General features: G+C 60.6%; 25 protein-coding genes. 19 read left to right on the top strand and 6 right to left on the bottom strand.

Annotated elements, in window-relative coordinates:
- The first annotated feature begins 74 nt into the window (after positions 1 to 74).
- The 4 genes from purC (at position 75) to ypfH (ending at position 4,568) form a co-directional block, all read left to right on the top strand.
- Positions 75 to 788 (top strand): phosphoribosylaminoimidazolesuccinocarboxamide synthase, encoded by a 714-nt coding sequence (purC, locus tag KHQ26_RS23690; RefSeq protein ID WP_002913801.1) that lies wholly within the window; start codon positions 75 to 77, stop codon positions 786 to 788.
- A 119-nt stretch (positions 789 to 907) separates the two neighbouring features.
- Positions 908 to 1,783, top strand: a complete 876-nt coding sequence (locus KHQ26_RS23685; RefSeq protein ID WP_002913800.1) for a neutral zinc metallopeptidase — start codon at positions 908 to 910, stop codon at positions 1,781 to 1,783.
- 9 nt (positions 1,784 to 1,792) lie between these two features.
- Entirely contained in the window at positions 1,793 to 3,796 is a 2,004-nt protein-coding gene (locus tag KHQ26_RS23680; RefSeq protein ID WP_004174876.1) for a tRNA(Met) cytidine acetyltransferase TmcA, read from the top strand.
- 76 nt (positions 3,797 to 3,872) lie between these two features.
- Complete coding sequence (ypfH, locus tag KHQ26_RS23675) at positions 3,873 to 4,568, top strand: esterase (protein WP_002913770.1); 696 nt, start codon at positions 3,873 to 3,875, stop codon at positions 4,566 to 4,568.
- Positions 4,569 to 4,616: 48 nt separating this feature from the next.
- Here ypfH and KHQ26_RS23670 read toward each other — a convergent pair whose 3' ends face one another.
- Genes KHQ26_RS23670 through KHQ26_RS23660 form a run of 3 tightly spaced genes read right to left on the bottom strand, consistent with a single transcriptional unit; the run spans position 4,617 to position 6,331 of the window.
- The gene (locus KHQ26_RS23670) at positions 4,617 to 4,820 is read right to left on the bottom strand and encodes a YpfN family protein (protein ID WP_002913768.1); all 204 of its coding nucleotides are present in this window, start codon (positions 4,818 to 4,820) and stop codon (positions 4,617 to 4,619) included.
- Between the two features lie 26 nt (positions 4,821 to 4,846).
- Entirely contained in the window at positions 4,847 to 5,974 is a 1,128-nt protein-coding gene (gene dapE / locus KHQ26_RS23665) for a succinyl-diaminopimelate desuccinylase (protein WP_002913766.1), read from the bottom strand.
- 3 nt (positions 5,975 to 5,977) lie between these two features.
- Complete coding sequence (locus KHQ26_RS23660; protein WP_002913764.1) at positions 5,978 to 6,331, bottom strand: ArsC family reductase; 354 nt, start codon at positions 6,329 to 6,331, stop codon at positions 5,978 to 5,980.
- Positions 6,332 to 6,696: 365 nt separating this feature from the next.
- On the opposite strand from KHQ26_RS23660, the gene ypfM reads away from it, so the two are divergent.
- Positions 6,697 to 6,756: a protein YpfM gene (gene ypfM / locus KHQ26_RS23655; protein WP_100181659.1), complete on the top strand. Its 60-nt coding sequence runs from the start codon at positions 6,697 to 6,699 to the stop codon at positions 6,754 to 6,756.
- A gap of 127 nt (positions 6,757 to 6,883) precedes the next feature.
- On the opposite strand, the gene acrD is transcribed toward ypfM, so the two are convergent.
- Entirely contained in the window at positions 6,884 to 9,997 is a 3,114-nt protein-coding gene (gene acrD / locus KHQ26_RS23650; protein ID WP_004174879.1) for a multidrug efflux RND transporter permease AcrD, read from the bottom strand.
- 372 nt (positions 9,998 to 10,369) lie between these two features.
- On the opposite strand from acrD, the gene aegA reads away from it, so the two are divergent.
- The 3 genes from aegA to KHQ26_RS23635 all read left to right on the top strand — a co-directional run bounded on the left by aegA (position 10,370) and on the right by KHQ26_RS23635 (position 14,117).
- Positions 10,370 to 12,352 carry a formate-dependent uric acid utilization protein AegA gene (aegA, locus tag KHQ26_RS23645; RefSeq protein WP_020803933.1) on the top strand — a complete coding sequence of 661 codons (1,983 nt, stop codon included), beginning with the start codon at positions 10,370 to 10,372 and terminating at the stop codon, positions 12,350 to 12,352.
- Positions 12,353 to 12,410: 58 nt separating this feature from the next.
- Positions 12,411 to 13,007: a GDP-mannose pyrophosphatase NudK gene (nudK, locus tag KHQ26_RS23640; RefSeq protein WP_002913754.1), complete on the top strand. Its 597-nt coding sequence runs from the start codon at positions 12,411 to 12,413 to the stop codon at positions 13,005 to 13,007.
- A 63-nt stretch (positions 13,008 to 13,070) separates the two neighbouring features.
- Entirely contained in the window at positions 13,071 to 14,117 is a 1,047-nt protein-coding gene (locus KHQ26_RS23635; RefSeq protein ID WP_004149270.1) for a DUF1176 domain-containing protein, read from the top strand.
- Here the strand turns inward: KHQ26_RS23635 and tkt are convergent.
- The gene (gene tkt / locus KHQ26_RS23630) at positions 14,107 to 16,101 is read right to left on the bottom strand and encodes a transketolase (RefSeq protein WP_009309516.1); all 1,995 of its coding nucleotides are present in this window, start codon (positions 16,099 to 16,101) and stop codon (positions 14,107 to 14,109) included. The two genes, KHQ26_RS23635 and tkt, sit on opposite strands and share 11 nt — an antisense overlap.
- A 16-nt stretch (positions 16,102 to 16,117) precedes the next feature.
- Entirely contained in the window at positions 16,118 to 17,074 is a 957-nt protein-coding gene (gene tal / locus KHQ26_RS23625; RefSeq protein WP_004174884.1) for a transaldolase, read from the bottom strand.
- A gap of 294 nt (positions 17,075 to 17,368) precedes the next feature.
- On the opposite strand from tal, the gene maeB reads away from it, so the two are divergent.
- The 11 genes from maeB to KHQ26_RS23570 all read left to right on the top strand — a co-directional run.
- Positions 17,369 to 19,648, top strand: a complete 2,280-nt coding sequence (maeB, locus tag KHQ26_RS23620; RefSeq protein WP_002913731.1) for an NADP-dependent oxaloacetate-decarboxylating malate dehydrogenase — start codon at positions 17,369 to 17,371, stop codon at positions 19,646 to 19,648.
- Between the two features lie 218 nt (positions 19,649 to 19,866).
- Positions 19,867 to 20,202, top strand: a complete 336-nt coding sequence (gene eutS / locus KHQ26_RS23615; RefSeq protein WP_002913729.1) for an ethanolamine utilization microcompartment protein EutS — start codon at positions 19,867 to 19,869, stop codon at positions 20,200 to 20,202.
- A gap of 12 nt (positions 20,203 to 20,214) precedes the next feature.
- On the top strand, positions 20,215 to 20,694 hold the full coding sequence (gene eutP, locus KHQ26_RS23610) for an ethanolamine utilization acetate kinase EutP (protein WP_002913727.1): 480 nt from the start codon (positions 20,215 to 20,217) through the stop codon (positions 20,692 to 20,694).
- Positions 20,672 to 21,361 carry an ethanolamine utilization acetate kinase EutQ gene (gene eutQ / locus KHQ26_RS23605; protein ID WP_002913725.1) on the top strand — a complete coding sequence of 230 codons (690 nt, stop codon included), beginning with the start codon at positions 20,672 to 20,674 and terminating at the stop codon, positions 21,359 to 21,361. Before eutP ends, eutQ begins: the two co-directional genes overlap by 23 nt.
- Positions 21,358 to 22,164 (top strand): ethanolamine utilization cob(I)yrinic acid a,c-diamide adenosyltransferase EutT, encoded by an 807-nt coding sequence (eutT, locus tag KHQ26_RS23600; protein WP_004174890.1) that lies wholly within the window; start codon positions 21,358 to 21,360, stop codon positions 22,162 to 22,164. Before eutQ ends, eutT begins: the two co-directional genes overlap by 4 nt.
- Positions 22,154 to 23,170: a phosphate acetyltransferase gene (gene pta / locus KHQ26_RS23595; RefSeq protein ID WP_004149263.1), complete on the top strand. Its 1,017-nt coding sequence runs from the start codon at positions 22,154 to 22,156 to the stop codon at positions 23,168 to 23,170. Before eutT ends, pta begins: the two co-directional genes overlap by 11 nt.
- A 38-nt stretch (positions 23,171 to 23,208) precedes the next feature.
- On the top strand, positions 23,209 to 23,499 hold the full coding sequence (gene eutM / locus KHQ26_RS23590) for an ethanolamine utilization microcompartment protein EutM (RefSeq protein WP_000387720.1): 291 nt from the start codon (positions 23,209 to 23,211) through the stop codon (positions 23,497 to 23,499).
- 128 nt (positions 23,500 to 23,627) lie between these two features.
- Positions 23,628 to 23,915: an ethanolamine utilization microcompartment protein EutN gene (gene eutN / locus KHQ26_RS23585; protein ID WP_002913719.1), complete on the top strand. Its 288-nt coding sequence runs from the start codon at positions 23,628 to 23,630 to the stop codon at positions 23,913 to 23,915.
- A gap of 11 nt (positions 23,916 to 23,926) precedes the next feature.
- A complete protein-coding gene (locus tag KHQ26_RS23580; RefSeq protein ID WP_004174893.1) occupies positions 23,927 to 25,330 on the top strand; it encodes an aldehyde dehydrogenase family protein in 1,404 nt (467 codons plus the stop codon).
- A gap of 9 nt (positions 25,331 to 25,339) precedes the next feature.
- Entirely contained in the window at positions 25,340 to 26,179 is an 840-nt protein-coding gene (gene eutJ / locus KHQ26_RS23575; RefSeq protein WP_004174895.1) for an ethanolamine utilization protein EutJ, read from the top strand.
- The coding region (locus KHQ26_RS23570) for an iron-containing alcohol dehydrogenase (RefSeq protein WP_211777969.1) at positions 26,169 to 26,482 on the top strand (314 nt) is incomplete at its 3' end. The genes eutJ and KHQ26_RS23570, both read left to right, overlap by 11 nt.

The raw sequence follows: 26,482 nt of genomic DNA, 5'->3' as shown, positions 1-26,482 counted from the left end.
CCAACGCCCGTTGCAGGATGTTATGTAAGACCGACACGTCATTTTTTGGCTCAATATCACTGGAGTAGTGAAAGATGAAAAAGCAAGCTGAGTTGTATCGTGGTAAGGCGAAGACAGTATACAGCACCGATAATCCGGACCTGCTGGTACTGGAATTCCGTAACGATACGTCAGCAGGTGATGGCGCGCGCATCGAGCAGTTCGATCGTAAAGGCATGGTGAACAACAAATTCAACCATTTCATTATGAGTAAACTGGCAGAAGCGGGCATCCCTACCCAGATGGAAGCGCTGCTCTCCGATACCGAATGTCTGGTGAAAAAACTGGATATGGTGCCGGTAGAGTGCGTGGTGCGTAACCGTGCGGCAGGCTCGCTGGTAAAACGTTTAGGCATTGAAGAAGGTATCGAGCTGAATCCGCCGCTGTTCGACCTGTTCCTGAAAAACGATGCTATGCACGATCCGATGGTCAACGACTCCTACTGCGAAACCTTCGGCTGGGTGAGTAAAGAGAATCTGGCGCGGATGCGCGAGCTGACCTACAAAGCCAACGACGTGCTGAAAAAACTGTTCGATGACGCCGGTCTGATTCTGGTGGACTTTAAGCTGGAGTTTGGTCTGTTCAAAGGCGAAGTGGTGCTGGGCGACGAGTTTTCGCCGGACGGCAGCCGCCTGTGGGATAAAAACACCCTCGATAAAATGGACAAAGACCGCTTCCGCCAGAGCCTTGGCGGCCTGATCGAAGCCTACGAAGAAGTGGCTCACCGCCTGGGCGTTAAGCTCGACTAACCCGCCCGCCGCCAGAAGATGGCCTCATCTTCTGGCGTCTCTTGCTGTTTCCTGTGGTAATCCTGCGCTGAACCGCCTACGATCTCTGCTATTGATACATAACAGGGAATGAGGTGCTTATGCGCTGGCAAGGGCGTCGCGAAAGCGACAATGTTGAAGATCGACGTGGACAATCAGGCTCGCCGTTTGGCGGCGGCGGGGGCGGCGGCTTCCGTCTGCCGAGCGGGAAGGGCGGCATTGTACTGCTGATTATTGTGCTGGTGGCGGGCTACTACGGCGTGGATTTGACCGGCATGTTGACCGGCGAACCGATGCCGCAGCAGCAGACCTCCACGCAGCGCTCCATCAGTCCGAAAGACGATGAAGCGGCGAAGTTTACTTCCGTCATTCTGGCTACCACCGAAGATACCTGGGGGCCGATCTTTGAAAAGATGGGCCGCCAGTACCCGCAGCCAAAGCTGGTGCTCTACCGCGGCGCGACCCGTACCGGCTGCGGCACCGGTCAGTCGGTGATGGGCCCCTTCTATTGTCCTGCCGACAGTACGGTCTATATCGACCTGTCATTCTACGATGAGATGAAAAATAAACTGGGCGCCGACGGCGACTTTGCCCAGGGGTACGTCATTGCTCATGAAGTGGGTCATCACGTACAAAAACTGCTGGGCATTGAGCCGAAGGTCCGCCAGCAACAGCAGCATGCCACGCAGGCCGAAGCCAATCGCCTGTCGGTTAAGATGGAGCTGCAGGCAGACTGCTTCGCCGGCGTCTGGGGTCATAATATGCAGCAGCAGGATATTCTGGAAACTGGCGATCTGCAGGAGGCGCTGAACGCCGCCGAGGCCATCGGCGACGATCGTCTACAGCAGCAGAGCCAGGGACGCGTGGTGCCGGACAGTTTTACCCACGGCACCTCGAAACAGCGCTACACCTGGTTCAAACGCGGTTTCGATAGCGGCGATCCGGCGCAGTGCAATACCTTCGGCAGCGCGCTGTAATCGTCCCCCATGATGGACGCGCTGCTTGACCTCACCGCGCAAATGGCGCGGGAGGGGATCCGTCGCCTGCTGGTGCTCAGCGGCGATGAGAGCTGGACGCTGCAGCAGGCGCAGGCGCTACGGGAGAGGCTCGGCGGCGATGGCCTGTGGGTTGGCCCCGAGCCGGGTTCTGCGCCCTGCGTGGCGCCCGGCGCGCTGAAAACGCTGCTGGGGCGGGAAGTGATGCACGCCTTTTTCGATGCCCGGCGCGGGTTTGATGTGGCCGCCATGGCGGCCCTGAGCGGCACGCTGCGGGCGGGAAGCTGGCTGGTGCTGCTGACGCCCCCCTTCGCCGACTGGCCGACCCGGGCGGATGAGGACTCTCTGCGCTGGAGCGATACGCCTGACCCTATCGTTACCCCTAACTTTGTTCACCGCTGCTGTCGGCAGTTTATCGCCGATCCGGAGGTGTTGCTCTGGCGGCAGTCGGACCGGCCACGTTTCCCGCTGGCCGCCCCGCGTCCAGACTGGCATCCCGCCGATGGCCGCCCGCAGGCCGAGCAGGCGGCAATCCTTGAGCAACTGATACGCCTGCCGCCCGGTATCGCGGCGGTGACGGCGGAGCGTGGACGGGGAAAGTCCGCGCTGGCGGGCATGCTCTTGCGCCAGCTTGGGGGCGAGGCCATCGTCACCGCCCCAACGCGTAGCGCTGTCGAAGTGCTGGCCAGCTTTGCCGGGGAGACGTTGCGCTTTATAGCGCCCGATGCGCTGCTGGCGTCGAAAGAAAAGGCGGCGTGGCTGATAGTCGATGAGGCCGCGGCTATCCCGGCTCCGCTTCTCCGGCAGCTGGTGAGCCGTTTTCCCCGCACGCTACTCACCACGACGGTGCAAGGGTACGAGGGCACCGGTCGCGGATTCCTGCTGAAATTTTGCGCCAGTCTGCCCCATCTGCAATCGTTCACCCTGAGCGCCCCGATCCGCTGGGCGGCGGGCTGTCCGCTGGAGTCAGCTATCAGTCAGTTGCTTATCTTTAACGATGAGGCATTTCGCGACGCGCCGATGGGGGAGCTAGCCCTGGAGGCGGTCAATCAGTCCTGCTGGCAAACGCAGCCAGCGCTACCGGAGGCGATGTACCAGCTATTGTCCGGGGCGCATTACCGAACTTCCCCGCTCGATCTGCGGCGCATGATGGATGCTCCGGGCCAGGCTTTCCGCTGCGCTCGCGCCGGCGCCGCGGTAGCGGGCGCCCTGTGGCTGGTGGCCGAGGGGGGACTTTCTCGCGAACTGAGCCGGGCGGTATGGGCGGGTTTTCGCCGGCCGCGCGGGAATCTGGTCGCCCAGTCGCTGGCGGCGCACGGCGGCAGTCCCCTGGCGGCGACGCTGCGCGGGCTGCGGGTCAGTCGGATCGCTGTCCATCCCACCCGCCAGCGGGAAGGCCTTGGGCGGAAGATGATCGCCGATATCGCCGCCGATGCCGCTGGCTATGACTATCTCTCCGTCAGCTTCGGCTATACCGCTGAGCTGTGGCGCTTCTGGCAACGCTGCGGGTTTACCCTCGTACGGCTGGGTACCCATCGCGAGGCCAGCAGCGGCTGCTATACGGCGATGGCCCTCTATCCGTTGACCGCGGCAGGGCGCCAGCTGGCGCAGCGGGAGGCGCAGCGGCTGCAGCGCGATGAATACTGGCTTCGCCCGTGGCGAGAGGAATCCGCGCCGCTGCCGGCCGTCGCAGACGCTATGCTTAGTGATGAGGACTGGCTGGAAGCGGCGAGCTTTGCCTTCGCCCACCGCCCGCTGGCCGCGGCGCTGGGCTGCCTCAACCGCCTACTGATGCAGGCCGACATGCCGTTGCCGGCCCTGCGGGGACGACTGCAGGGCAAAGAGGAGGCCGCACTCTGCGCCGTGCTGCAGCTGACGGGGCGAAAAGCCTTGCAGGCGAGATGGCGTCGGGAGGCCGCTGACGCCTTGCGCTTCCTTGATGCAGCGCGCGCTGAGGCGCTGCGTCAGCAGGTGGCGCATCTGCAATTTTTTTAACTAACTCATTCAGTTAAATGGCATGGTCATATCTGGCGAGCGGCGTACACTGCCCGCAAACACTAAGGAGACAGCCATGAAACACGATCATTTTATTGTTCAAAGTCCTGCGACGCCTGCGCAACAGCTGTTGCTGCTGTTTCATGGCGTAGGGGATAACCCGGTCTCCATGGGGCAAATCGGCAGCTGGTTCGCGCCGCAGTTTCCCGATGCGCTGATCGTCAGTATCGGCGGGGTGGAACCTTGCGGCCCCAACGGTCGGCAGTGGTTTTCACTGCAGGGGGTGACGGAAGAGAATCGTCAGCAGCGCATCGACGCCATTATGCCGACCTTTATTGAAATTGTACGCTACTGGCAGGAAAAGAGCGGCGTCAGTCCACTGGCCACCGCGCTGATCGGTTTCTCTCAGGGGGCGATTATGTCGCTGGAGAGTATCAAAGCGGCGCCGGATCTGGCTTCGCGGGTCATCGCCTTTAATGGCCGCTATGCGACGCTGCCGGAGACGGCAACGACGGCCACTACCATTCACCTGATCCACGGGGGTGAAGATCGGGTTATCGACCTGGCGTGGGCGGTGTCGGCCGAGGAGGCGTTACAGCAGGCGGGCGGCGACGTGACCTTAGATATTGTCGACGATCTCGGGCATGCCATTGACGATCGCAGTATGCAGTTGGCGATCGAGCGTCTGCGTTATACCGTGCCGAAGCACTATTTTGATGAGGCGCTGAGCGGCAGTACGCCAAAAGGGGATGATATCATCGAAATGCTGTAACCCCGGAGAGCGGGGTTACAGGCGGGCGGTACCGCGATAAAGGCAAACTTACGGTTTCTTCGACTGGTCGTGCTTCGGCCAGTCGTCGTCATCGTCCCATTTATCGTTAAAATCACGGTGCGGCGGCAGATCGGGTTTGTTGTTGAGGAATTTTTTGTGGTCAACGCGATTCAGATCTTTAATCACGTTGATAATTACCCCCACCAAAAAGACCAGCACCAGAATCCACCAGTGTTTAATAAGCCATTCCATGCGCGCTTCCTCTTTACGTCAATTCGTCAGGCGACCAGCTGTTCCATGACGCGTTGATACATCCGCGCCAGCAGCTGCAGGTCGGCGGCGTTCACACATTCATTAATTTTGTGAATCGTTGCGTTTACGGGGCCCAGCTCAACCACCTGCGCCCCCATGCGCGCGATAAACCGTCCGTCTGAGGTGCCGCCGTTGGTTAACAGCTGCGGTTTGATCTCATTATAGTGCTCAATCGCGTTGACGACCGCATCCACCAGCTTGCCCCGTCCGGTGAGGAACGGCTGGCCGGAGAGCCACCACTCCACGCTGTAACGCAGCTGGTATTTTTCCAGCAGGGCGATCACCCGGGATTTGATCATCTCGTCCGTCAGCTCCGTACTGAAGCGGAAGTTGAACTGGACGAACATATCGCCGGGGATCACGTTATTGCTGCCGGTGCCGGACTGCACGTTGGCGATCTGCATGCTGGTCGGCGGGAAGAACTCATTGCCTTTATCCCACTCGATATTGACCAGTTCCGCCAGCATCGGCGCCGCGCGGTGGACAGGGTTATCGGCAAGGTGCGGATAGGCGACATGCCCCTGCACGCCGTGAATAGTCAGGTTGCAGGTCAGCGAGCCGCGGCGGCCGTTTTTCACCACATCGCCGACCACTTCGGTACTGGAAGGTTCGCCGACCAGACAATAGTCCAGACGCTCGTTACGCGCCATCAGCGTCTCCACCACTTTGACGGTGCCGTTTTTGGCGCTGGCCTCTTCATCAGAGGTGATCAAAAACGCCAGTCGGCCCCTGTGGTTCGGGTACTGCGCGACAAAACGCTCTGCGGCAACCACCATCGCCGCCAGCGAGCCTTTCATATCCGCCGCTCCGCGGCCAAACAGCATCCCGTCGCGGATGGTCGGTTCGAACGGGGGATTGATCCAGCGGTCGGCGTCGCCTGCCGGGACTACGTCGGTGTGGCCGGCGAAGGCCAGCGTCTCGCCGTGGCCGCGCCAGGCCCAGAAATTCTGCGTATCGCCGAAATCCATCGGTTCAACGGTAAAGCCGATCGCACGCAGGCGTTCAATCATTAACGCCTGGCATCCCGCATCATCGGGGCTAAGGGAAGGGCGGCGAATAAGCTGCTGAGCCAGCTCAATGACCGGGCAAGACATAGACTATACCTCGTTAAACTGCTGATAACTTGCTTCACTAAAACCCAGCAGCATAGGACGACCGGGCGCGCAGAGCAATGGGCGTTTGATAATTGCCGGCATTTCCAGCATCAATGCGGCAGCGGCGTCGGCATTATCGATGCTATTGCGCAGCGACTCGTCGAGTTTGCGCCAGGTGGTGCCACGGGTGTTCAGCAGCGCCTGCCAGCCCAGCTCGGCAATAAAGGTATCCAGTTGCGCGCGCTCAAGGCCATCGGCGCGGTAATCATGGAAGCGATACTCAATCTGATGCGCTTCCAGCCAGCGGCGGGCTTTTTTAATGGTATCGCAGTTTTTAATTCCGTACATGGTGAGCATAGATAAACCTTTTACATTCAATTAAGCGGTTAACTCAGATATTTCCGAATATATAAGTCTTACTGAAATAATACGTGATTCAGATGAATAAATATAACTTTTTACCGGGGATCTCATTCGATATATCGGGTGGTTAAATGTTGGCCACCTGTGGGCATGATGTGAGGGCTTTAACATTATTGCAAAAATGTTGTCTGAGGTTGCTCTACGTCACATTATGTTTACATACGAAGCGGCATAGTAGCGACAACCAGAGGTTTTATCTCTGTCAGCGGTCAATAAGACAATCAGAGCAATAGGGGAGCACAACTTCCCATCGGTAATGAAGTTATATAGAATCGACCATAATAATAAGAGAGGCTATTATGATTGAACATGAACTGGGGAACTGGAAAGACTTTATTGAAGGCATGCTTCGTAAATAAATTTCCGCAATGTGAGCAGGGGAATAACGCGAAGTAAATAAGCGCGCTAGGGTTCTGAACACATAAAGAAGGCGACCACCGTGGTCGCCTTTTCTGTTATTACGCCTCGCCGCCGAAGCTCGTCGGTTTATTGCGGACGCTCCTTTAGCGGAAAACGGCGACGCACCAGCACAAAGAACAGCGGCACGAAAAAGATCGCCAGCACGGTGGCGGAGATCATCCCGCCCATCACTCCGGTGCCGACCGCATGCTGGCTGCCGGAACCGGCGCCGGTGCTGGTCGCCATCGGCAGCACGCCGAAGATGAACGCCAGCGAGGTCATCAGGATGGGGCGCAGGCGCTGACGGCAAGCCGACAGCGTGGCGCTGAGCAGATCCTGGCCCTTCTCGTTGAGCTCATTGGCGAACTCGACGATCAGAATGGCGTTTTTCGCCGACAGGCCGATCACCGTCAACAGACCCACCTGGAAGTACACGTCATTCTCCAGCCCGCGCATCCAGGTCGCCAGCAGGGCGCCAATCACCCCCAGCGGCACCACCAGCATCACCGAGAACGGCACCGACCAGCTCTCGTACAGCGCCGCCAGGCACAGGAACACCACCAGCAGAGAAATCGCGTACAGGGCCGGCGCCTGAGCGCCAGAGAGGCGTTCCTGGTAGGACATGGCGGTCCATTCGAGGCCAAAGCCGGTGGGTAACTGCGCGGCCAGCTTCTCCATCATGTCCATCGCGGTACCGGTACTGATACCCGGCGCCGCCTCACCGACGATCTCCACCGCTGAGTAGCCATTGTAGCGCTCCAGCCGCGGCGAGCCGGTCTCCCAGCGCGAGGTGGCGAAGGCCGAGAATGGCACCATCGTGCCGCTGCTATTGCGCACGTACCAAAGATTGATATCGTCAGGCAGCATCCGGTATTTCGCCGCCGCCTGGACGTAGACTTTCTTTACCCGGCCGCGATCCATAAAGTCGTTGACGTAGCTCGACCCCCACGCGGTTTGCAGCGTATCATTGATGTCGTCAATGGAGACGCCAAGCGCCTGCGCTTTACGCTGATCGATATCGACCTGCAGCTGCGGACTGTCATCGAGCCCGTTATGCCGGACGCGGGTCAACAGCGGATTTTTCCCGGCCAGCTCAAGTAGCGTATCGCGCGCCGCCATCAGCGCATCGTGCCCCTTCCCGGCATGATCCTCCAGCTCCATATCGAAGCCTGCCGAACTGCCGAGGCCGCTGATCGCCGGCGGGCTGCTGGCGATAACCCGCGCTTCGTTAATCTGATTAAACGCTTTGGTGGCGCGTTCAATAATGGCAAAGGAGGTGCCGGTTTGCGGGTCGCGCTGGTCCCAGTCTTTGAGACGAACGAACATACGGGCCACGTTCTGCCCATTGCCGCCGGGGCCGGAGCCAACGGTAGCGAACACCGACTCGACGTTCTGCTTCTCGTTATTGAGGAAGTAATCTTCCGCCTTCTGCACCACCTTCAGCGTCTGCTGCTGGGTGCTGCCGCTCGGCAACTGGACCGAGGTGGTGAACATCCCGCGATCCTCCAGCGGCAGGAACGAGGTCGGCAAATGCAGAAACAGGAACACCATCCCGCCGAGCAGGAGGACGTAGATCAGCATCCAGCGCAGCGAGCGGTGCAGTATTTTGCCGACGAAGGTTTCGTAGCGGCTGGCGCTGCGGTTGAAGGTGCGGTTGAACCAGCCGAAGAAGCCTTTTCTTTCATGGGATTCACCTGGCTTAACCGGCTTAAGCAGCGTGGCGCAAAGGGCAGGGGTGAGGATCATGGCCACCAGCACCGAGAGGACCATCGCCGCGACGATAGTGATTGAGAACTGGCGATAGATGGCGCCGGTGGTGCCGCCGAAGAAGGCCATCGGCACAAATACCGCCGACAGCACCATCGCGATCCCCACCAGCGCGCCCTGAATTTGTCCCATCGATTTGCGGGTCGCCTCGCGTGGCGACAGGCCCTCCTCGCTCATGATGCGCTCGACGTTCTCCACCACCACGATGGCGTCATCCACCAGCAGGCCGATCGCCAACACCATCGCGAACATCGTCAGGGTGTTGATGCTGTAGCCACAGGCATACAGCACCGCGAAAGTGCCCATCAGCACCACCGGCACGGCGATGGTCGGGATCAGGGTGGCGCGGAAGTTCTGCAGGAACAGATACATCACGAGGAAGACCAGCAGGATCGCCTCCAGCAGGGTTTTCACCACGTCGGTGATGGAAGCCTTCACGAAGGAGGTGGTCTCGTAGGCGACCTTATATTCCAGACCGTGGGGGAAAAACTGCGCCAGCTCATTGAGGCGATTGATCACGCGCTCCGCGGTGGCCATTTCGTTGGCGCCGGAAGCCAGCTTGATCCCGAGGCCTGAGGCCGGCTGGCGGTTGTAGCGGCTAAGATAGTCGTACTTCTCCGCCCCCATCTCGACGGTGGCGACATCGCCCAGCGTCACCTCTGAACCATCCTGATTGACGCGCAGAGTGATATTGCGGAACTGCTCCGGGGTTTGCAGCAGAGATTGCGAGTTGATGGTGGCGTTCAGCGCTTGCTTATCGACCGAAGGCGTCCCGCCAAGCTGGCCGACGGCAATCTGGGCGTTCTGCGAACTGATGGCGTCGGTAACATCCTTGGTGGTCATCTGGTAGCTGTTGAGCTTCGCCGGGTCGAGCCAGATGCGCATTGAGTATTGCGAACCGTAGGCGTCGATATCCCCCACGCCGTTGACGCGGCTGAGCGGGTCCTGGATGTTACTGGCGACGTAGTCGGCGATATCTTGTTTATCCATACTGCCGTCAGTGGAGACGAAGGCGAGCGTCAGGATATTGGTATCACCGGTCTTGCGCACCGTCACCCCCTGGTTTTGCACCGCCTGCGGCAGCTTACGCATCGCCGACTGTAGCTGGTTCTGAACCTGCTGCACGGCTTCATCCGGGTCGGTACCGGCGGTAAAGCTGAGGGTGATCGTCGCCTGGCCGGTGGCGCTGCTCTGGGAGGACATATACATCAGGTTATCGAGGCCGGTCATATTCTGTTCGATAACCTGAGTGACGGTATTCTCCAGGGTTTGCGCGGAGGCGCCGGGATAGTTTGCGGTGATCCGCACATTCGGCGGGGCGAGGTCGGGATACTGTTCAACCGGCAGCGACAAAATGGCCAGGGTGCCCGTCAGGCATAACAGGATTGCCAGCACCCATGCAAAAATGGGGCGATCGATAAAGAAATTCGCCATCAGAATAAAAACCTCATATGCACATTTTCTTGTTATTGCACAGCCTGTGCCACTTTAGCGCCAGCCTCTCCGGCAATCGTGGAGAAATTAAGGAGATAGTGTAATTTATCATGTTGCTTTTGCCGTATCGTAAAGAAACCTCGAGCTTTCCTGCCAGCAGGTAGCGAGTCTGCTTCGTCACCGCAGACCGGCGCATTATCCCTTGCCGGTGTGAAACCTCATTTCATTTAAGTCAAAAAAATTGATCCAAAACGGATTCTCTCCAGAAAAAGTTTATCCTGGGCAATTGGACATTGTTCCGGCGTCATCTTGTCGGGTAATAAATAGGCATGCGCATTGAGGGGTTATTCACCAAGAAGACAAAAGGAAGCCATGAACCACTTTATTTTGAGCGATAGCCGAAAGTGCATCGGCTGCCAGGCCTGCGAAGTGGCCTGCGTGATGGCGCATAACGAGGAGCAACACGTGCTGACCCCGCAGCGCTTTTTGCCACGTATCACCGTGATCAAAGCGGAGGGCCAGCGTAACGCCATCACCTGCCGCCACTGCGAGGACGCCCCCTGCGTCCGCAGTTGTCCCAACGACGCCATCGCCCAGTCCGGCGACAGCGTTCAGGTCCGTCAGGAGAAATGCATTGGCTGTAAATCCTGCATGGTGGCCTGCCCGTTCGGGGTGATGCAGGTGGTGGTGACGCCGCAGGCCGCAGGCCTGGTGAAAGCCAGCGCGCACAAGTGCGATCTATGCCAGGGCCGCGAGGCGGGGCCGGCCTGTGTGGAAAACTGTCCCGCGCAGGCGCTGACCCTCGCCGACGATGAGACGTTGATCACCCTGGCGAAGCAGCGGCGACTGCGCTCGGCATGCCAGGAGGTACAGCCGTGGCAGCGCGCTACGCCGCTCTGCAGCAAGCCCAATGCTGGCGCGAAGGTCAGGCAAATGGCGATGACGCCCCCGCGCGGGGAGCCGGATAAGCTGGCGGCGGAGGTGCGTAAGAGCCACTTTGAGGAGATCTATCAGCCGTTCACCCCGCAGCAGGCGCAGCAGCAGGCCGCCCGCTGTCTCACGTGTGGGGAGCACAGTATTTGCGAATGGACCTGCCCGCTGCATAACCATATCCCGCAGTGGATCGAGCTGGTTAAAGCGGGGAATATCGCCGCCGCGGTCGCGCTTTCCCATCAGACCAACTGCCTGCCGGAGATCACCGGCCGCGTCTGTCCCCAGGACCGGCTGTGTGAAGGCGCCTGCACCCTGCGCGATGAAAGCGGGGCAGTCACCATCGGCAATATTGAGCGCTATATTTCCGACCAGGCGCTGGCCAGCGGCTGGCGTCCGGACCTTTCGCAGGTTAAGCCGAGCGGCAAGCGGGTGGCGATTATCGGCGCCGGGCCGGCCGGGCTGGCCTGCGCCGATATGCTGGTGCGCCACGGCGTCCAGCCGGTGGTCTTCGACCGTCATCCGGAGATTGGCGGTCTGCTGACCTTCGGCATTCCGGCGTTCAAGCTGGATAAATCGCTATTGGCCCGGCGGCGGGCGATCTTCAGCGAGATGGGTATCCGCTTTGAGCTCAATTGCGAGGTGGGGAAAGATATCTCCATGGCGACACTACTGGCCGATTATGACGCAGTGTTCGTCGGCGCCGGAACCTATCGCTCCATGAAGGCGGGGCTGCCGAACGAAGAGGCCCCCGGGGTCTACGATGCGCTGCCGTTCCTCATCGCCAACACAAAACAGGTGATGGGGCTGGCGGCATCGGCGCAAGAGCCTTATGTCAACACCGCCGGGCTGAACGTGGTGGTGCTGGGCGGCGGCGATACGGCGATGGACTGCGTGCGCACCGCGCTGCGCCACGGCGCCCGCCAGGTGACCTGCGCCTATCGGCGAGATGAAGCCAACATGCCGGGCTCGAAAAAAGAGGTCAAAAACGCCCGCGAAGAGGGGGCGCTCTTTGAGTTTAACGTCCAGCCGGTGACGCTTGAGCTGGACGAGAAAGGGCGAGTTAACGGGGTTCGCTTTTTGCGCACCGAGCTGGGCGCTCCGGACGCCGGGGGAAGACGCCGTCCGACGCCGATCCCCGGCAGCGAGTTTGTTATGCCGGCAGATGCGGTGATCATGGCCTTTGGCTTCCACCCGCACCGCATGCCCTGGCTGGAGGCGGCGGGGGTGGCGCTGGACAGCCAGGGGCGTATTAAAGCCGGAGTGGAGAGCCGTTACCGTTATCAGACCAGTCAGGAGAAGATCTTTGCCGGCGGCGATGCCGTGCGCGGCGCAGACCTTGTAGTGACGGCGATGGCGGAAGGCCGTCACGCGGCGCAGGGGATCCTGGACTATCTGGCGCGGAAAACGACGCCGCTTCACTGACGACAAACCCGGCTCCGCAGCGTAGTATGAGGGCGTCCTTTTACGCTGTGGGGTCGGTATGTCACTCAATATTCACGTCATTAAAGATAAAATCCTCTCTGAGAACTGGTTCGTACTACGCAACATGACCTATGAGCTGACGCGGGCGGACGGCAGCGTCGTGCGCCACAAGCGCGAGGTCTACGATCGCGGCAATGGCGCCACCGTGCTGCTGTATAACCGCCATAAGCAGACGGTGGTCCTGGTGCGTCAGTTCCGTGTCGCCACCTGGGTCAATGGCAATCATGACGGCATGCTGATTGAAACCTGCGCCGGGCTGCTGGACAACGACGAGCCGGAAGCCTGCATTCGTAAAGAGGCGGTGGAAGAGACCGGCTACGAAGTGGGCGAGGTGAGAAAGCTGTTTGAGCTGTTTATGTCGCCAGGGGGCGTCACCGAGGTAGTGCATTTCTTTATCGCCGAGTACAGCGACGCGCAGCGAACCACCAGCGGCGGCGGGGTGGATGATGAAGCCATCGAGGTGCTGGAGCTGCCTTTTAGCCAGGCGCTGCAGATGGTCGCTGACGGGGAGATCCGCGACGGTAAGGCGGTCATTCTGCTGCAATATCTGCAAACCTCCGGCCTGATGTCGGGGAACTCTGACAAATCCGATTGAGTAACCCGCTGCCGTTGTCCAGGATAGGCGCCGTGGTCGGGTTTATCTGGGGTCGGGCGGTTCATGCTTTTTCGCGTCATCTTTTTCCTTTTTCTGGCGGTGCTGCCTTGCTCGCAGGCATGGTCGGCACCGACGCAGCAGCGCTTCAACGACTGGCTGGTCACCTGTAACAACCAAAATTTCTGCGTCACCCGTAACGTGGGGCTGCATCATGGCCTGGTGATGACCCTCAGCCGCAGCGCTGGGGCAGTCACTGACGCCAGTCTGCGTATCGAGCTGGGCGGCACCGGCAATCCAGTGGCGACGCTCGCGCCGATAGCGCCGCGCCTGCTGCTGGATGGTAAACCGCTGTCCCTGACCGACAAGCGCTGGCACATTGAAGATAAGCTCATTAAAACCGCCGACAGCGTGACGATCGATGCGTTTCTCCAGCAGGTTCAGGAGGGTAAAGCGCTCTCGCTGGCCAATGGCCTGCAGACCATCTCCCTGCAGGGGTTGAAAGCGGCTCTGTTTTTTATCGACGATCGGCAAAAGCGGGTAGGTAGCGAAACGGCCTGGGTCGGCAAAGGGGAAGAGCCGCCGCTCAGCGTACCGCCGGCGCCGGCGCTGCGCGCGGTGGCGAGCGCGGAAACGGCGCAGTCGCCGCTGGGGCGTGAGGAGCTCAACGATCTGATGGACTACGGTAATGAGCGGATGACCAACAGCCACTGTTCCCTCGATCCCTTCCGCCGTGAAATTCGCGTTACTGCGCTGACGGATGACAAAGTGCTGCTGATGACCAGCTGCGAATCCGGCGCCTACAACACCGTCTGGCTGGCCTGGCTGGTCTCCCGCCAGCGCCCCTATGTCGCCCGTCAGGTGCGGCTAACGTTGCCATTTCAGCCGCCGGGCGAGGCGCCGCGGGAGATTGAGCTGATCAACGCCAGCTATGATGACCGCCGCCATGAGCTGGTGACCCTGGATAAAGGCCGCGGGGCCGGCGATTGCGGGATCCAAACCCGCTGGCGTTTTGACGGCCAGCGGTTCAGCCTCTCCCGCTACGCGCAGCAGCCGACGTGCGACAACTGGCAGGGGCCAGATGCCTGGCCCACGCTGTGGATCACCCGTTAAGCACCTGTTCGGCGGTGGCGACGATATGGTCGACCGTAAAGCCAAAGAACGGGAACAACTGCTCTGCCGGGGCGGATTCGCCATAGCCGGTCATGCCGACGATCTTGCCTTTTAAGCCGACATATTTATACCAGTAGTCCGCTATCCCGGCTTCGACCGCCACCCGGGCGCTGACGTCCGACGGCAGCACCGATTCGCGCCAGGCCTCATCCTGGGCGTCAAACACATCAGTGGAAGGGAGCGAGACGACCCGCACATTTACCCCTTTGGCCAACAGTTTTTCCGCGGCCAGGACGGTGATCTCCACTTCCGAGCCGGTGGCGATGAGGATCAGGTCGGGCTTGCCGCCGGCATCCTTCAGCACGTAGCCACCCCGGGCGATATCCTGCACCTGTTCCGGGGTACGCGGCATCTGCGCCAGGTTTTGTCGCGACAGGATCAGCGCCGTCGGCCCGCTCTGTCGCGCGATAGCCGCCTGCCAGGCGACGGCGGTCTCCACCTGGTCGCAGGGGCGCCAGGTGCTGAAGTTGGGCGTCAGCCGCAGACTGGCCAGCTGTTCCACCGCCTGGTGCGTCGGCCCGTCTTCCCCAAGACCGATCGAGTCATGGGTATAGACCATGATCTGCCGGGCCTTCATCAGGGCCGCCATGCGCGCGGCGTTGCGGGCGTACTCCACAAACATCAGGAAGGTCGAGGTATAAGGAATAAAGCCCCCGTGCAGGGCAATGCCGTTGGCCACCGCGGTCATGCCAAACTCGCGCACCCCGTAGTGGATATAATTGCCCGCAGGATCTTCTTTAATCGATGTCGATCCAGACCAGATGGTCAGGTTACTCGGCGCAAGATCCGCAGAACCGCCCAGCAGTTCCGGAAGGTGCGGGCCGTAGGCGTTCAGCGCGTTTTGCGAAGCCTTGCGGCTGGCGATTTTCGCCGGCTCGGCCTGCAGTTTCGCCACGTAGTCGCGGGCGGTCGCGGCAAAGTCTTCCGGCAGGGCGCCATTCATACGTCGGGTCAGCTCAGCGGCCAGCTCCGGGAACTGCTGCTGGTAGGCGGCGAATTTCTCGTTCCAGGCGTGCTCCGCTTTTTCCCCGCGCGGACGCGCATCCCAGCCCGCGTAGATCTCTTTCGGGATCTCGAACGGAGGATATTTCCAGCCAAGCTGCTGGCGGGCTAGCGCTACCTCTTTTTCGCCAAGCGCCGCCCCGTGAGACTCCTCTGAGCCGGCTTTGTTGGGCGAACCGAAGCCGATGATGGTCCGGCAGATAATCAGTGACGGTTTATCTTTCACCGCCTGCGCTTCCGTTATCGCCTGTTTGATAGCCTGCGGATCGTGGCCGTCGATATCGCCTATGACGTGCCAGTGATAGGCGCGGAAGCGTTCCGCCGTATCATCGGAAAACCAGCCTTCGGTTTTGCCGTCGATGGAGATGCCGTTGTGATCGTAAAAACCGATCAGCTTGCCCAGTCCGAGCGTGCCGGCCAGCGAACAGGCCTCATGGGAGATCCCCTCCATCAAACAGCCATCGCCCATGAACACCCAGGTGTGATGGTCAATGATCTCATGGCCGGGGCGATTAAACTGCGCCGCCAGCGTCCGTTCGGCGATGGCCATCCCGACGGCGTTCGCCAGCCCCTGGCCCAGCGGGCCGGTGGTGGTTTCCACCCCAGGGGTATAGCCATGCTCCGGGTGGCCGGGCGTTTTAGAGTGCAGCTGACGGAACTGCTTCAGTTCAAACAGCGGCAGATCGTAGCCGGTCAGGTGCAGCAGACTGTAGAGCAGCATCGACGCGTGGCCGTTGGACAAGATGAAACGGTCTCGGTCTACCCAGTCAGGGTTCTGCGGATTGTGCTTGAGAAAATCGTTCCACAGCACTTCGGCAATATCAGCCATCCCCATCGGCGCACCGGGATGGCCGGAGTTGGCTTTCTGCACGGCGTCCATACTCAGGGCGCGGATGGCGTTGGCAAGCTCTCTTCGGGACATATTTTTCTCCGTGAGACTAAAGTGACAGTTTGGCGGCAAGCAGATCTTCCAGTTTGCGCTGATCGACGGCGAACAGGCGGATCCCCTCCGCTAGCTTTTCGACCGCCATCGGATCCTGATTATGTTCCCAGCGGAACTCCGCTTCACTGAGCGGCACCGGACGCGGCAGGATCTGGCTGGCAGGGATCAATTTGCGCACCACCGGGGTATCGCTGGCCTGCAGCTCTTTTAATAAAGGCGGGGCGATGGTCAACCGGTCGCAGCCGACCAGCGCCAGGATCTGCTCGGTGCGGCGGAAGCTGGCGCCCATCACGATGGTGTTGTATTTATGCTGTTTGAAATAGTCATAGATATTGCGCACCGATTTCACCCCCGGATCTTCCTCCACCACGTAAGGCTCCAGCGGTTTGCGCGCCTGATACCAGTCATAAATACGCCCAACGAACGGGGAGATGAGATAAACCCCGGCCTCGGCGCAGGCCCGGGCCTGGGCGAAGGAAAACAGCAGCGTCAGGTTGCAGTGGATCCCCTCTTTCTCCAGCACCTCCGCGGCGCGGATCCCCTCCCAGGTGGATGCCAGCTTGATCAGGATCCGCGACTTATCAATGCCCATCTCCTGATACAGCGCCACCAGGTGGCGAGCCTTCTCGATACTTTTCTCGCGGTTGAAGGAGAGCCGGGCGTCCACCTCGGTGGAGACCCGCCCGGGAATGCTTTTGAGGATCTCCGCGCCAAAATTGACCGCCAGCTTATCGCAGGCGTGAGCCACCTGCGCTTCGCGGCCGCCACCCTGTTTTTTGGCCCAGGCGATAGCGTCGTCGATGAGGCCGCTATAGGACGCCAGGCCGGCGGCCTTCAGCAGCAGAGAGGGGTTGGTGGTGGCGTCTTCCGGATGGTAGTGGCGGATGGATTCGATGTCTCCGCTGTCGGCGACCACCGTGGTGAACTGCTTGATGCTGTCTAACTGATTCATGGATAAGTCCTCCTGGAACAAGGTGTTACATGAGTGCTTGCCGGTATACGGTATAAACATTGATGAGGTACATAACCAAAAAGCATAGCAGACAGGGCTATTATTGGCGGCGATTCCGGGTAACATAACCGCTATAAATTGATAACAACAAAATCATAACGATGGCCAGAGTTTGGCGGTGTTCAAAGTTTATCGCCCCGCCAGGAGGGATACTGTCTGCCACTGAAAGGTGAACGACAGGATGGTCATCACGCTTTTCCCCTACGAACGATACGTGAAAGAAAGGAATAGAAAATGGATGAGCAGTTAAAACAGAGCGCCCTCGACTTCCACGAATTTCCGGTTCCCGGAAAAATCCAGGTCTCGCCGACCAAACCTCTCGCCACCCAGCGCGATCTGGCGCTGGCCTACTCGCCGGGCGTCGCAGCCCCCTGCCTGGAAATCGAAAAAGATCCGCTGGCCGCCTACAAATACACTGCCCGTGGCAACCTGGTGGCGGTCGTCTCCAACGGCACCGCGGTGCTGGGGCTCGGCAACATCGGCGCGCTGGCCGGTAAGCCGGTAATGGAGGGCAAAGGCGTCCTGTTTAAGAAATTTGCCGGTATCGATGTGTTTGATATCGAAGTCGATGAGCTGGATCCGGACAAATTCATTAACGTCGTCGCCGCCCTCGAACCAACCTTCGGCGGTATCAACCTGGAAGATATTAAAGCGCCGGAGTGTTTCTACATCGAGCAGCAGCTGCGCGAGCGGATGAATATCCCGGTCTTCCATGACGATCAGCACGGCACGGCGATCATCAGCACCGCGGCGATCCTCAATGGTCTGCGCGTCGTCGAGAAGAATCTGTCCGACGTGCGGATGGTGGTCTCCGGCGCGGGCGCGGCGGCGATCGCCTGTATGAATCTGCTGGTGGCGCTGGGGATGCAAAAGCACAACATCGTGGTCTGCGATTCGAAAGGCGTTATCTATAAAGACCGTGAGCCGAACATGGCGGAAACCAAAGCGGCCTATGCAGTGGAAGACGACGGCAAACGCACCCTCGATGACGTGATCGACGGCGCCGACATTTTCCTCGGCTGCTCCGGTCCGAAAGTGCTGACTCAGGAGATGGTGAAGAAGATGGCGCGGGCGCCGCTGATCCTCGCCCTGGCCAACCCGGAGCCGGAAATTCTGCCGCCGCTGGCGAAGCAGGTCCGCGATGACGCCATCATCTGTACCGGCCGCTCCGACTACCCTAACCAGGTCAACAACGTACTTTGCTTCCCGTTCATCTTCCGCGGCGCGCTGGACGTCGGCGCGACGGCGATCAACGAAGAGATGAAGCTGGCGGCGGTGCATGCGATTGCCGAGCTGGCCCATGCCGAGCAGAGCGAAGTGGTGGCCTCCGCCTACGGCGATCAGGATTTAAGCTTTGGTCCGGAGTACATCATTCCGAAACCATTCGACCCGCGGCTGATCGTCAAGATCGCCCCCGCGGTGGCGAAGGCGGCGATGGATTCCGGTGTGGCGACGCGCCCGATCGCCGATTTTGACGCCTATATCGAGAAGCTGAGCGAGTTCGTCTATAAAACCAACCTGTTTATGAAGCCTATCTTCTCTCAGGCGCGCAAAGAGCCGAAGCGCGTGGTGCTGGCGGAAGGGGAGGAGACCCGGGTGCTGCACGCCACCCAGGAGCTGGTGTCTCTGGGACTGGCCAAACCGATTCTGGTGGGGCGCCCGAGCGTGATTGAAATGCGCATCCAGAAGCTGGGCCTGCAGATCAAGGCCGGCGTTGACTTTGAGATCGTCAATAATGAATCCGACCCGCGGTTTAAAGAGTACTGGAGCGAGTACTACCAGCTGATGAAGCGCCGCGGCATTACCCAGGAGCAGGCGCAGCGGGCGGTGATTAGTAACACCACGGTGATTGGCGCCATCATGGTTCATCGCGGTGAAGCGGATGCGATGATCTGCGGGACTATTGGCGAGTACCACGATCACTACCGCGTGGTGCAGCCGCTGTTTGGCTATCGCGACGGCGTCAGCACCGCCGGGGCGATGAATGCGCTGCTGCTGCCGAGCGGCAACACCTTTATCGCCGATACCTATGTCAATCACGATCCGTCGCCGGAAGAGCTGGCGGAGATCACCCTGATGGCGGCGGAAAGCGTGCGACGCTTTGGTATTGAACCGCGCGTGGCGTTGCTGTCGCACTCCAACTTTGGCTCTGCCGACTGTCCGTCAGCCAGCAAAATGCGTAAAACCCTGGAGCTGGTGAAGGCCCGCGCCCCGGAGCTGATGATCGATGGCGAAATGCATGGCGACGCCGCGCTGGTGGAAAGCATCCGCAACGATCGCATGCCGGACAGCCCGCTGAAGGGGGCGGCCAATATTCTGGTGATGCCGAATATGGAAGCCGCCCGGATCAGCTATAACCTGCTGCGCGTCTCCAGTTCGGAAGGGGTGACCGTCGGGCCGGTGCTGATGGGGGTGGCGAAGCCGGTGCATATCCTGACGCCGATCGCCTCCGTACGTCGGATCGTTAATATGGTGGCGCTGGCGGTTGTTGAAGCGCAAACCGAACCGCTGTGATTTTCTATTTCCCCCGTTAACGCGCGGATCCGTTTCCGCGCGCAATATCAGGCAGGCCGGTGAGTAAAAAACGCTGAGCCTGCCTTTTTAATTCCACCGCAATATTATTTTCTCTCCTGAGTGATCCACTTCACCTTTTAACCCCACTTGCCGAAATTTGTTATTTGCCGCGCTGAAATGTCGTCACCATGAGGACAGATTTCAGGGGGCAATCAGTCATGGATAAAGAACGCATTATTCAGGAATTCGTACCAGGCAAACAGGTCACGCTGGCGCATCTGATTGCCCACCCGGGAGCGGAGCTGGCGAAAAAGATCGGCGTACCCGAATCCGGCGCGATCGGCATTATGACGCTGACGCCGGGAGAAACGGCGATGATCGCCGGCGATCTGGCGATGAAGGCCGCCGACGTGCACATCGGTTTTCTCGACCGGTTTAGCGGCGCGCTGGTGATCTACGGCTCGGTCGGCGCGGTGGAGGAGGCGCTTCTGCAGACCATCGGCGGATTAGGCCGCTTATTAAATTATACCTTGTGCGAATTAACGAAAAGTTAATTGAGAGCGACCATGAAGCGTATTGCCATTGTCGGCGCCGTCGGTGCAGGAAAAACCACGTTATTTAATGCCCTGCAAGGGAATTATTCCCTCGCCAGAAAAACGCAGGCGCTGGAATTTAACGATCGTGGCGACATCGATACACCCGGGGAATATTTCAGCCATCCGCGCTGGTATCACGCCTTAATTACCACCTTGCAGGATGTGGACACCCTGATTTATGTCCATGCGGCCAATGATACCGAAAGTCGCCTGCCACCCGGGTTGCTGGATATTGGCAGCCGAAAGCACCTTATCGTGGCGATCAGCAAAACGGATCTGCCGGATGCCAATGTCGCCGCGGTGCGGCAGCTGCTGGACGGGATGGGGTTTCAGGCGCCGGTTTTCGCCCTCAACGGTTGCGATCCGCAAAGCGTTGCGCCGCTGGAAAATTACTTGAGTGAGCTCAGCCAAAAGGAGGAAGGGCCAGGTGAAGAAACTCATTACCGCTAACGATATTCGTGCCGCCCACGCGCGCGGCGAACAGGCGATGTCAGTAGTTCTGCGCGCCAGCATTATCACCCCGGAAGCGCGCGAAGTCGCCGAGCTGCTGGGATTCACTATCACCGAAGACGATGGCGCCGCGCCGGCGGCGACAGCGGCGGACAGCGACAAAACGGAAAGCCAGCGGATCCGGGAAACCATCCTGGCGCAGCTGCCGGAAGGCCAGTTTACCGAAAGCCTGGTGGCGCAGCTGATGGAAAAGGTGATGAAGGAGAAGCAGTCCCTGGAGCAGGAGGCGATGCAGCCGGGATTTGACTCCGTGACCGGCAAAGGCGGCATCAAAGTGATCGACGGCAGCAGCGTGAAGTTTGGCCGCTTCGACGGCGCCCAGCCGCACTGCGTTGGCTTAACGGACCTGGTGACTGACCAGGATGGCAGCAGCATGGCGGCCGGATTTATGCAGTGGGAGAACGCCTTCTTCCCGTGGACGCTGAACTACGACGAAATCGATATGGTGCTGGAGGGCGAGCTGCATGTGCGCCATCAGGGGGAAACGCTGGTCGCCAAAGCGGGGGACGTCATGTTCATCCCGAAAGGCTCCAGCATCGAATTCGGTACCCCGTCGACGGTGCGCTTCCTGTACGTCGCCTGGCCGGCAAACTGGCAATCGCTATGAACGATTTCATTACCGAAGCGTGGCTCAGAGCGAATCATACGCTCAGCGAAGGCGGTGAAATCCATCTTTCTGCCGATGCCCGCCTGACGCCCTCGGCGAGGGAACTGCTGGAAAGTCGGCATCTGCGGGTCAAATTTCTCGACCGCCAGGGGCGCCTGTTTGTCGAGGATGACGAACAGACGCCGCAGCCGGTGCATGTCCTGACCAGCAGCGACCATCCGCCCCAGGCCTGCTGCGAGCTTTGTCACCAGCCGGTGGGCAAAAAGCCGGACACCTTAACTCATCTGACGGCCGATACCCTGGTGGCGAAAAACGATCCGCGGCTGGCCTTCCGCGCGGTGCTGGACAGCACCATCGCCCTGACGGTGTGGCTGCAAATTGAACTGGCGGAGCCCTGGCAGCCGTGGCTGACGGATATCCGTTCGCGGCTGGGCAACATCATGCGCGCCGATGCGCTGGAGGAACCGCTGGCGGCGCAGTCGATAGCCGGATTCAGCGAGGCGCAGCTGCATCGTCTGTCCCATCAGCCGCTGCGTTACCTGGGTCACGATCACCTGGTGCCGGAGGCCCGCCATGGGCGCGATGTCGCGCTGCTTAATTTGCTGCGCGGCAAAGTGCGCGAGGCGGAGGTGACCGCGGCGCAGGTGTTTATTACGCCGCAATTTGCGGTCCAGCGTGCCGATATTCTACAGGCGCTCAACCGCCTCTCCAGCGCGGTCTACGTGATGATGATCCTGGGTGTGACGGACGCGCCGCCGGCGCTCAGCCAACTGCAGCAGTTGGGAGGTGAAGATGATCATTGACCAGTGTCGCAAACTGGCGCTGCGCGCCCCCGCCAGGGTGGTGTTCCCGGATGCGCTGGACGTCCGTGTGTTGAAGGCGGCGCATTATCTGCAGCAGCAGGGCCTGGCGCATCCGATCCTCGTCGCCAGCCCCTTCGCGCTGCGGCAGTTCGCCCTTGGCGAACGTCTGCCGCTGACCGGGGTGCAGGTCATCGATCCGCACAGCAACCTGGCGATGCGCAAGGCGTTTGCCGCCGCCTGGCAGGCGCGCGCCGGCGATAAAGCGCCCGCTGACGCGGTCGACAAGCTGGCCGACCCGCTGATGTTCGCCGCGGCGATGGTCAGCGCCGGGCAGGCCGAGGTGTGTATCGCCGGAAATCTCTCGTCAACCGCCAGCGTGCTGCGCGCTGGTCTGCGCCTTATCGGCCTGCAGCCGGGATGTAAAACGCTCTCTTCGCTGTTTCTGATGCTGCCGCAGTATGCCGGACAGCCGCTGGGGTTTGCCGACTGCAGCGTGGTGCCGCAGCCGACCGCGGCGCAGCTGGCGGATATCGCGATTGCCAGCGCCGAGACCTGGCGAGCGATCGCTGGCGAAGCGCCGCGGGTGGCAATGCTGTCCTTCTCGACACACGGCAGCGCCCGGCATCCCTGTGTGGCTAACGTCCAGCAGGCCACGGAGATCGTGCGTCAGCGGGCGCCGCAGCTGATGGTCGATGGCGAGCTGCAGTTTGACGCCGCCTTTGTACCGGACGTCGCTGCGCACAAAGCGCCCGGCAGCCCGCTGCAGGGCCGGGCCAATGTGCTGGTCTTCCCGTCGCTGGAGGCGGGCAACATCGGCTACAAAATCGCCCAGCGGCTGGGCGGATATCGCGCCATCGGGCCGCTGATCCAGGGCCTGGCCGCCCCGCTTCACGACCTCTCGCGAGGCTGTAGCGTAGAGGAAATTATCGAACTGGCGCTGGTGGCGTCGGTACCGCGCCAGACGGACGCAAGCCGGATCCCCGACTCGTCCACGCTGGTTGAATGAATGGTCCCCTTCAGGACCCCTTATGAGAGGAAAACACAATGGAAGCATTAGGAATGATTGAAACCCGGGGCCTGGTTGCACTGATTGAGGCCTCCGACGCCATGGTCAAAGCGGCCCGCGTCAAGCTGGTGGGAGTGAAACAGATCGGCGGGGGCCTGGTGACCGCCATGGTGCGCGGCGATGTCGCGGCGTGCAAAGCCGCGACGGATGCCGGGGCGGCGGCGGCTCAGCGTATCGGTGAGCTGGTCTCTGTACATGTCATCCCGCGCCCGCATGGCGATCTGGAAGAGGTCTTCCCGATTAGCTTCAAGGGCGACAGTAACATCTAACGGGGGAGGGGGTGCCGGAAAGTTCTGGCCGGATAAGACGCCAGCGCGTCGCTATCCGGCCATGAAAAGGCATGAATGCCGGATGGCGTTGCGCTTTTCCGGCCTGCACATCACACGCGGAGACGGACATGAAGCTGGCTGTGGTAACCGGATATGTGGTCTGCACCGTACGCCATGAAGGTCTGGCCCACGACAAACTGCTGATGGTGGAGATGCTCAATGCCCGCGGCGAGCCCGACGGGCAATGCGCGGTCGCCATCGACAGCATCGGCGCGGGATGCGGAGAGTGGGTACTGCTGGTCAGCGGCAGCTCGGCGCGACAGGCGCACGCACACGGCGCCTCTCCGGTCGATCTGTGCGTGATTGGTATCGTGGATGAGGCTGCGGCCGATGGTCAGGTGCTCTTCCATAAGTAGGGTGAAAAATCATGAATCAACAGGACATTGAACAGGTAGTGAAAGCGGTACTGCTGAAAATGAAAGACAGCAGCCAGCCTGCCGGCACCGTTCATGATATGGGCGTTTTTGCCTCACTGGATGACGCTGTCGCGGCGGCAACGGTGGCCCAGCAGGGATTAAAGCGGGTGGCGATGCGTCAGCAGGTGATTCAGGCCATTCGTGAGGCGGGTGAAAAGTATGCCCGTGAACTGGCGGAGCTTGCGGTGACGGAGACCGGCATGGGACGCGTTGAAGATAAGTTTGCCAAAAACGTGGCGCAGGCGCGCGGCACGCCGGGCGTGGAGTGTCTGACTCCGCAGGTGCTCACCGGCGATAACGGCCTGACGCTGATTGAAAATGCGCCCTGGGGCGTGGTGGCCTCGGTGACGCCGTCCACCAATCCGGCGGCGACGGTGATCAACAACGCCATTAGCCTGATAGCCGCCGGCAACAGCGTGGTCTTCGCCCCCCATCCGGCGGCGAAAAAGGTCTCGCAAAGGGCAATTACCCTGCTTAACCAGGCGGTAGTGGCCGCCGGCGGCCCGGCCAACCTGCTGGTGACCGTGGCGAACCCGGATATCGACACCGCCCAGCGGCTGTTTAAGTACCCTGGCATCGGCCTGCTGGTGGTGACCGGCGGCGAAGCGGTGGTCGAGGCGGCGCGCAAACATACCAACAAACGCCTGATCGCCGCCGGGGCTGGCAACCCGCCGGTGGTGGTGGATGAGACTGCCGATCTACCGCGCGCCGCGCAGGCGATCGTCAAAGGCGCCTCTTTTGATAACAACATTATCTGCGCCGACGAGAAGGTGCTGATCGTGGTCGATAGCGTTGCCGACGAACTGATGCGCCTGATGGAAGGCCAGCAGGCGGTGAAACTCACGACGGCGCAGGCCGAACAGCTCCAGCCGCTGCTGCTGAAAAATATTGACGAGCGCGGCAAAGGCACGGTCAGCCGCGACTGGGTCGGTCGCGACGCGGGCAAAATCGCCGCGGCGATTGGTCTGCAGGTGCCGGCGCAAACCCGCCTGCTGTTTGTGGAAACGCCCGCCAGCCATCCGTTTGCTGTTACTGAACTGATGATGCCGATGCTGCCGGTGGTGCGGGTGGCGAACGTTGAAGAGGCCATCGCCCTGGCGGTGCAACTGGAAGGCGGCTGCCACCACACCGCGGCGATGCACTCCCGCAACATCGACAACATGAACCAGATGGCGAATGCCATCGACACCAGCATCTTCGTCAAAAATGGACCGTGCATCGCCGGGCTTGGGTTGGGCGGCGAGGGCTGGACCACCATGACCATCACCACCCCAACCGGGGAAGGGGTGACCAGCGCGCGCACCTTCGTTCGTCTGCGCCGCTGCGTGCTGGTGGATGCGTTTCGAATCGTATAAGGGATGAACATGGCGCACGACGAACAACGCTGGCTTTCGCCGAGACTACAAAAAGCCGCTGCCCTGTGTAACCAGGCGCCCGCCGCCAGCGAGTCGCCGCTGTGGCTGGGCATCGATTTGGGCACCTGCGACGTGGTGTCGATGGTGGTTGACCGTGACGGCCAGCCGGTTGCGGTATGCCTTGACTGGGCCGACGTGGTGCGCGACGGCATCGTCTGGGATTTCTTTGGCGCCGTCACCCTCGTGCGCCGACATCTTGCGACTCTCGAGCAGCAGCTGGGCTGCCGCTTCACCCATGCGGCGACCTCGTTTCCGCCCGGCACCGATCCGCGCATTTCGATCAATGTCCTGGAGTCCGCCGGGCTGGAGATCAGTCATGTGCTGGATGAGCCTACCGCGGTGGCCGATCTGCTGCAGCTCGATAACGCCGGGGTGGTGGATATCGGCGGCGGCACCACCGGGATCGCCATCGTTAAACAGGGCAGGGTGACGTATTCGGCGGATGAAGCCACCGGCGGCCACCATATCTCCCTGACTCTGGCCGGGAATCGCGGCATCGGGCTTGAGGAGGCGGAGCAGTACAAGCGCAGCCACGCCAGGGAGATCTGGCCGGTGGTTAAGCCGGTGTACGAGAAGATGGCCGAAATTGTCGCCCGACATATTGCCGGACAAGGGATTGTCGATTTGTGGCTGGCAGGCGGCGCCTGTATGCAGCCGGGCGTGCATGAGCTGTTTCGTCAGCGCTTCCCGGCATTACCGGTGCATTTGCCGCAGCACAGCCTGTTTATGACCCCGCTGGCAATCGCCAACAGCGGGAGGGAAAAAGCGGAGGGGATGTATGCAAGCTGAACTGCAGACGGCGCTGTTCCATGCCTTTGATACGCTGAATCTTCAGCAAATGAAAAGCTTCAACGTTCCGCCGGTGACGCTGCACGGCGTCGGCGCGCTGGCGGCCTGCGGTCCGCAAGCGCAGTCCCGGGGCCTTAGGCATCTGTTTGTCATGGTTGACAGTTTTCTCCATCAGGCGGGAATGACCGCCGGGCTGGAGCGTAGCCTGGCGATGAAAGGGATTGCTATGACTCTCTGGCCCTGTCCCGCCGGCGAACCCTGCGTCACCGATGTCTGCGCCGCCGTCGCCCAGCTGCGGGACGC

The sequence above is a fragment of the Klebsiella sp. 10 genome (genome assembly GCF_018223925.1).
Taxonomy (GTDB): domain Bacteria; phylum Pseudomonadota; class Gammaproteobacteria; order Enterobacterales; family Enterobacteriaceae; genus Klebsiella; species Klebsiella pneumoniae.
Note: the sequence above shows the minus strand (reverse complement) of the source record. Positions and strands in the feature narration are given on the sequence as shown.

Excerpts from the sequence above, each read along its gene's own strand:
- eutN (WP_002913719.1), top strand. The coding sequence starts at position 23,628 with ATGAAGCTGGCTGTGGTAACCGGATATGTGGTCTGCACCGTACGCCAT.
- aegA (WP_020803933.1), top strand. The coding sequence starts at position 10,370 with ATGAACCACTTTATTTTGAGCGATAGCCGAAAGTGCATCGGCTGCCAG.
- KHQ26_RS23580 (WP_004174893.1), top strand. The coding sequence starts at position 23,927 with ATGAATCAACAGGACATTGAACAGGTAGTGAAAGCGGTACTGCTGAAA.
- KHQ26_RS23660 (WP_002913764.1), bottom strand. The coding sequence starts at position 6,331 with ATGCTCACCATGTACGGAATTAAAAACTGCGATACCATTAAAAAAGCC.
- tal (WP_004174884.1), bottom strand. The coding sequence starts at position 17,074 with ATGAATCAGTTAGACAGCATCAAGCAGTTCACCACGGTGGTCGCCGAC.
- eutJ (WP_004174895.1), top strand. The coding sequence starts at position 25,340 with ATGGCGCACGACGAACAACGCTGGCTTTCGCCGAGACTACAAAAAGCC.
- dapE (WP_002913766.1), bottom strand. The coding sequence starts at position 5,974 with ATGTCTTGCCCGGTCATTGAGCTGGCTCAGCAGCTTATTCGCCGCCCT.
- acrD (WP_004174879.1), bottom strand. The coding sequence starts at position 9,997 with ATGGCGAATTTCTTTATCGATCGCCCCATTTTTGCATGGGTGCTGGCA.
- KHQ26_RS23685 (WP_002913800.1), top strand. The coding sequence starts at position 908 with ATGCGCTGGCAAGGGCGTCGCGAAAGCGACAATGTTGAAGATCGACGT.
- maeB (WP_002913731.1), top strand. The coding sequence starts at position 17,369 with ATGGATGAGCAGTTAAAACAGAGCGCCCTCGACTTCCACGAATTTCCG.
- ypfH (WP_002913770.1), top strand. The coding sequence starts at position 3,873 with ATGAAACACGATCATTTTATTGTTCAAAGTCCTGCGACGCCTGCGCAA.
- eutM (WP_000387720.1), top strand. The coding sequence starts at position 23,209 with ATGGAAGCATTAGGAATGATTGAAACCCGGGGCCTGGTTGCACTGATT.
- pta (WP_004149263.1), top strand. The coding sequence starts at position 22,154 with ATGATCATTGACCAGTGTCGCAAACTGGCGCTGCGCGCCCCCGCCAGG.
- eutP (WP_002913727.1), top strand. The coding sequence starts at position 20,215 with ATGAAGCGTATTGCCATTGTCGGCGCCGTCGGTGCAGGAAAAACCACG.
- KHQ26_RS23635 (WP_004149270.1), top strand. The coding sequence starts at position 13,071 with ATGCTTTTTCGCGTCATCTTTTTCCTTTTTCTGGCGGTGCTGCCTTGC.
- nudK (WP_002913754.1), top strand. The coding sequence starts at position 12,411 with ATGTCACTCAATATTCACGTCATTAAAGATAAAATCCTCTCTGAGAAC.
- tkt (WP_009309516.1), bottom strand. The coding sequence starts at position 16,101 with ATGTCCCGAAGAGAGCTTGCCAACGCCATCCGCGCCCTGAGTATGGAC.
- purC (WP_002913801.1), top strand. The coding sequence starts at position 75 with ATGAAAAAGCAAGCTGAGTTGTATCGTGGTAAGGCGAAGACAGTATAC.
- eutT (WP_004174890.1), top strand. The coding sequence starts at position 21,358 with ATGAACGATTTCATTACCGAAGCGTGGCTCAGAGCGAATCATACGCTC.
- eutS (WP_002913729.1), top strand. The coding sequence starts at position 19,867 with ATGGATAAAGAACGCATTATTCAGGAATTCGTACCAGGCAAACAGGTC.
- KHQ26_RS23680 (WP_004174876.1), top strand. The coding sequence starts at position 1,793 with ATGATGGACGCGCTGCTTGACCTCACCGCGCAAATGGCGCGGGAGGGG.
- KHQ26_RS23670 (WP_002913768.1), bottom strand. The coding sequence starts at position 4,820 with ATGGAATGGCTTATTAAACACTGGTGGATTCTGGTGCTGGTCTTTTTG.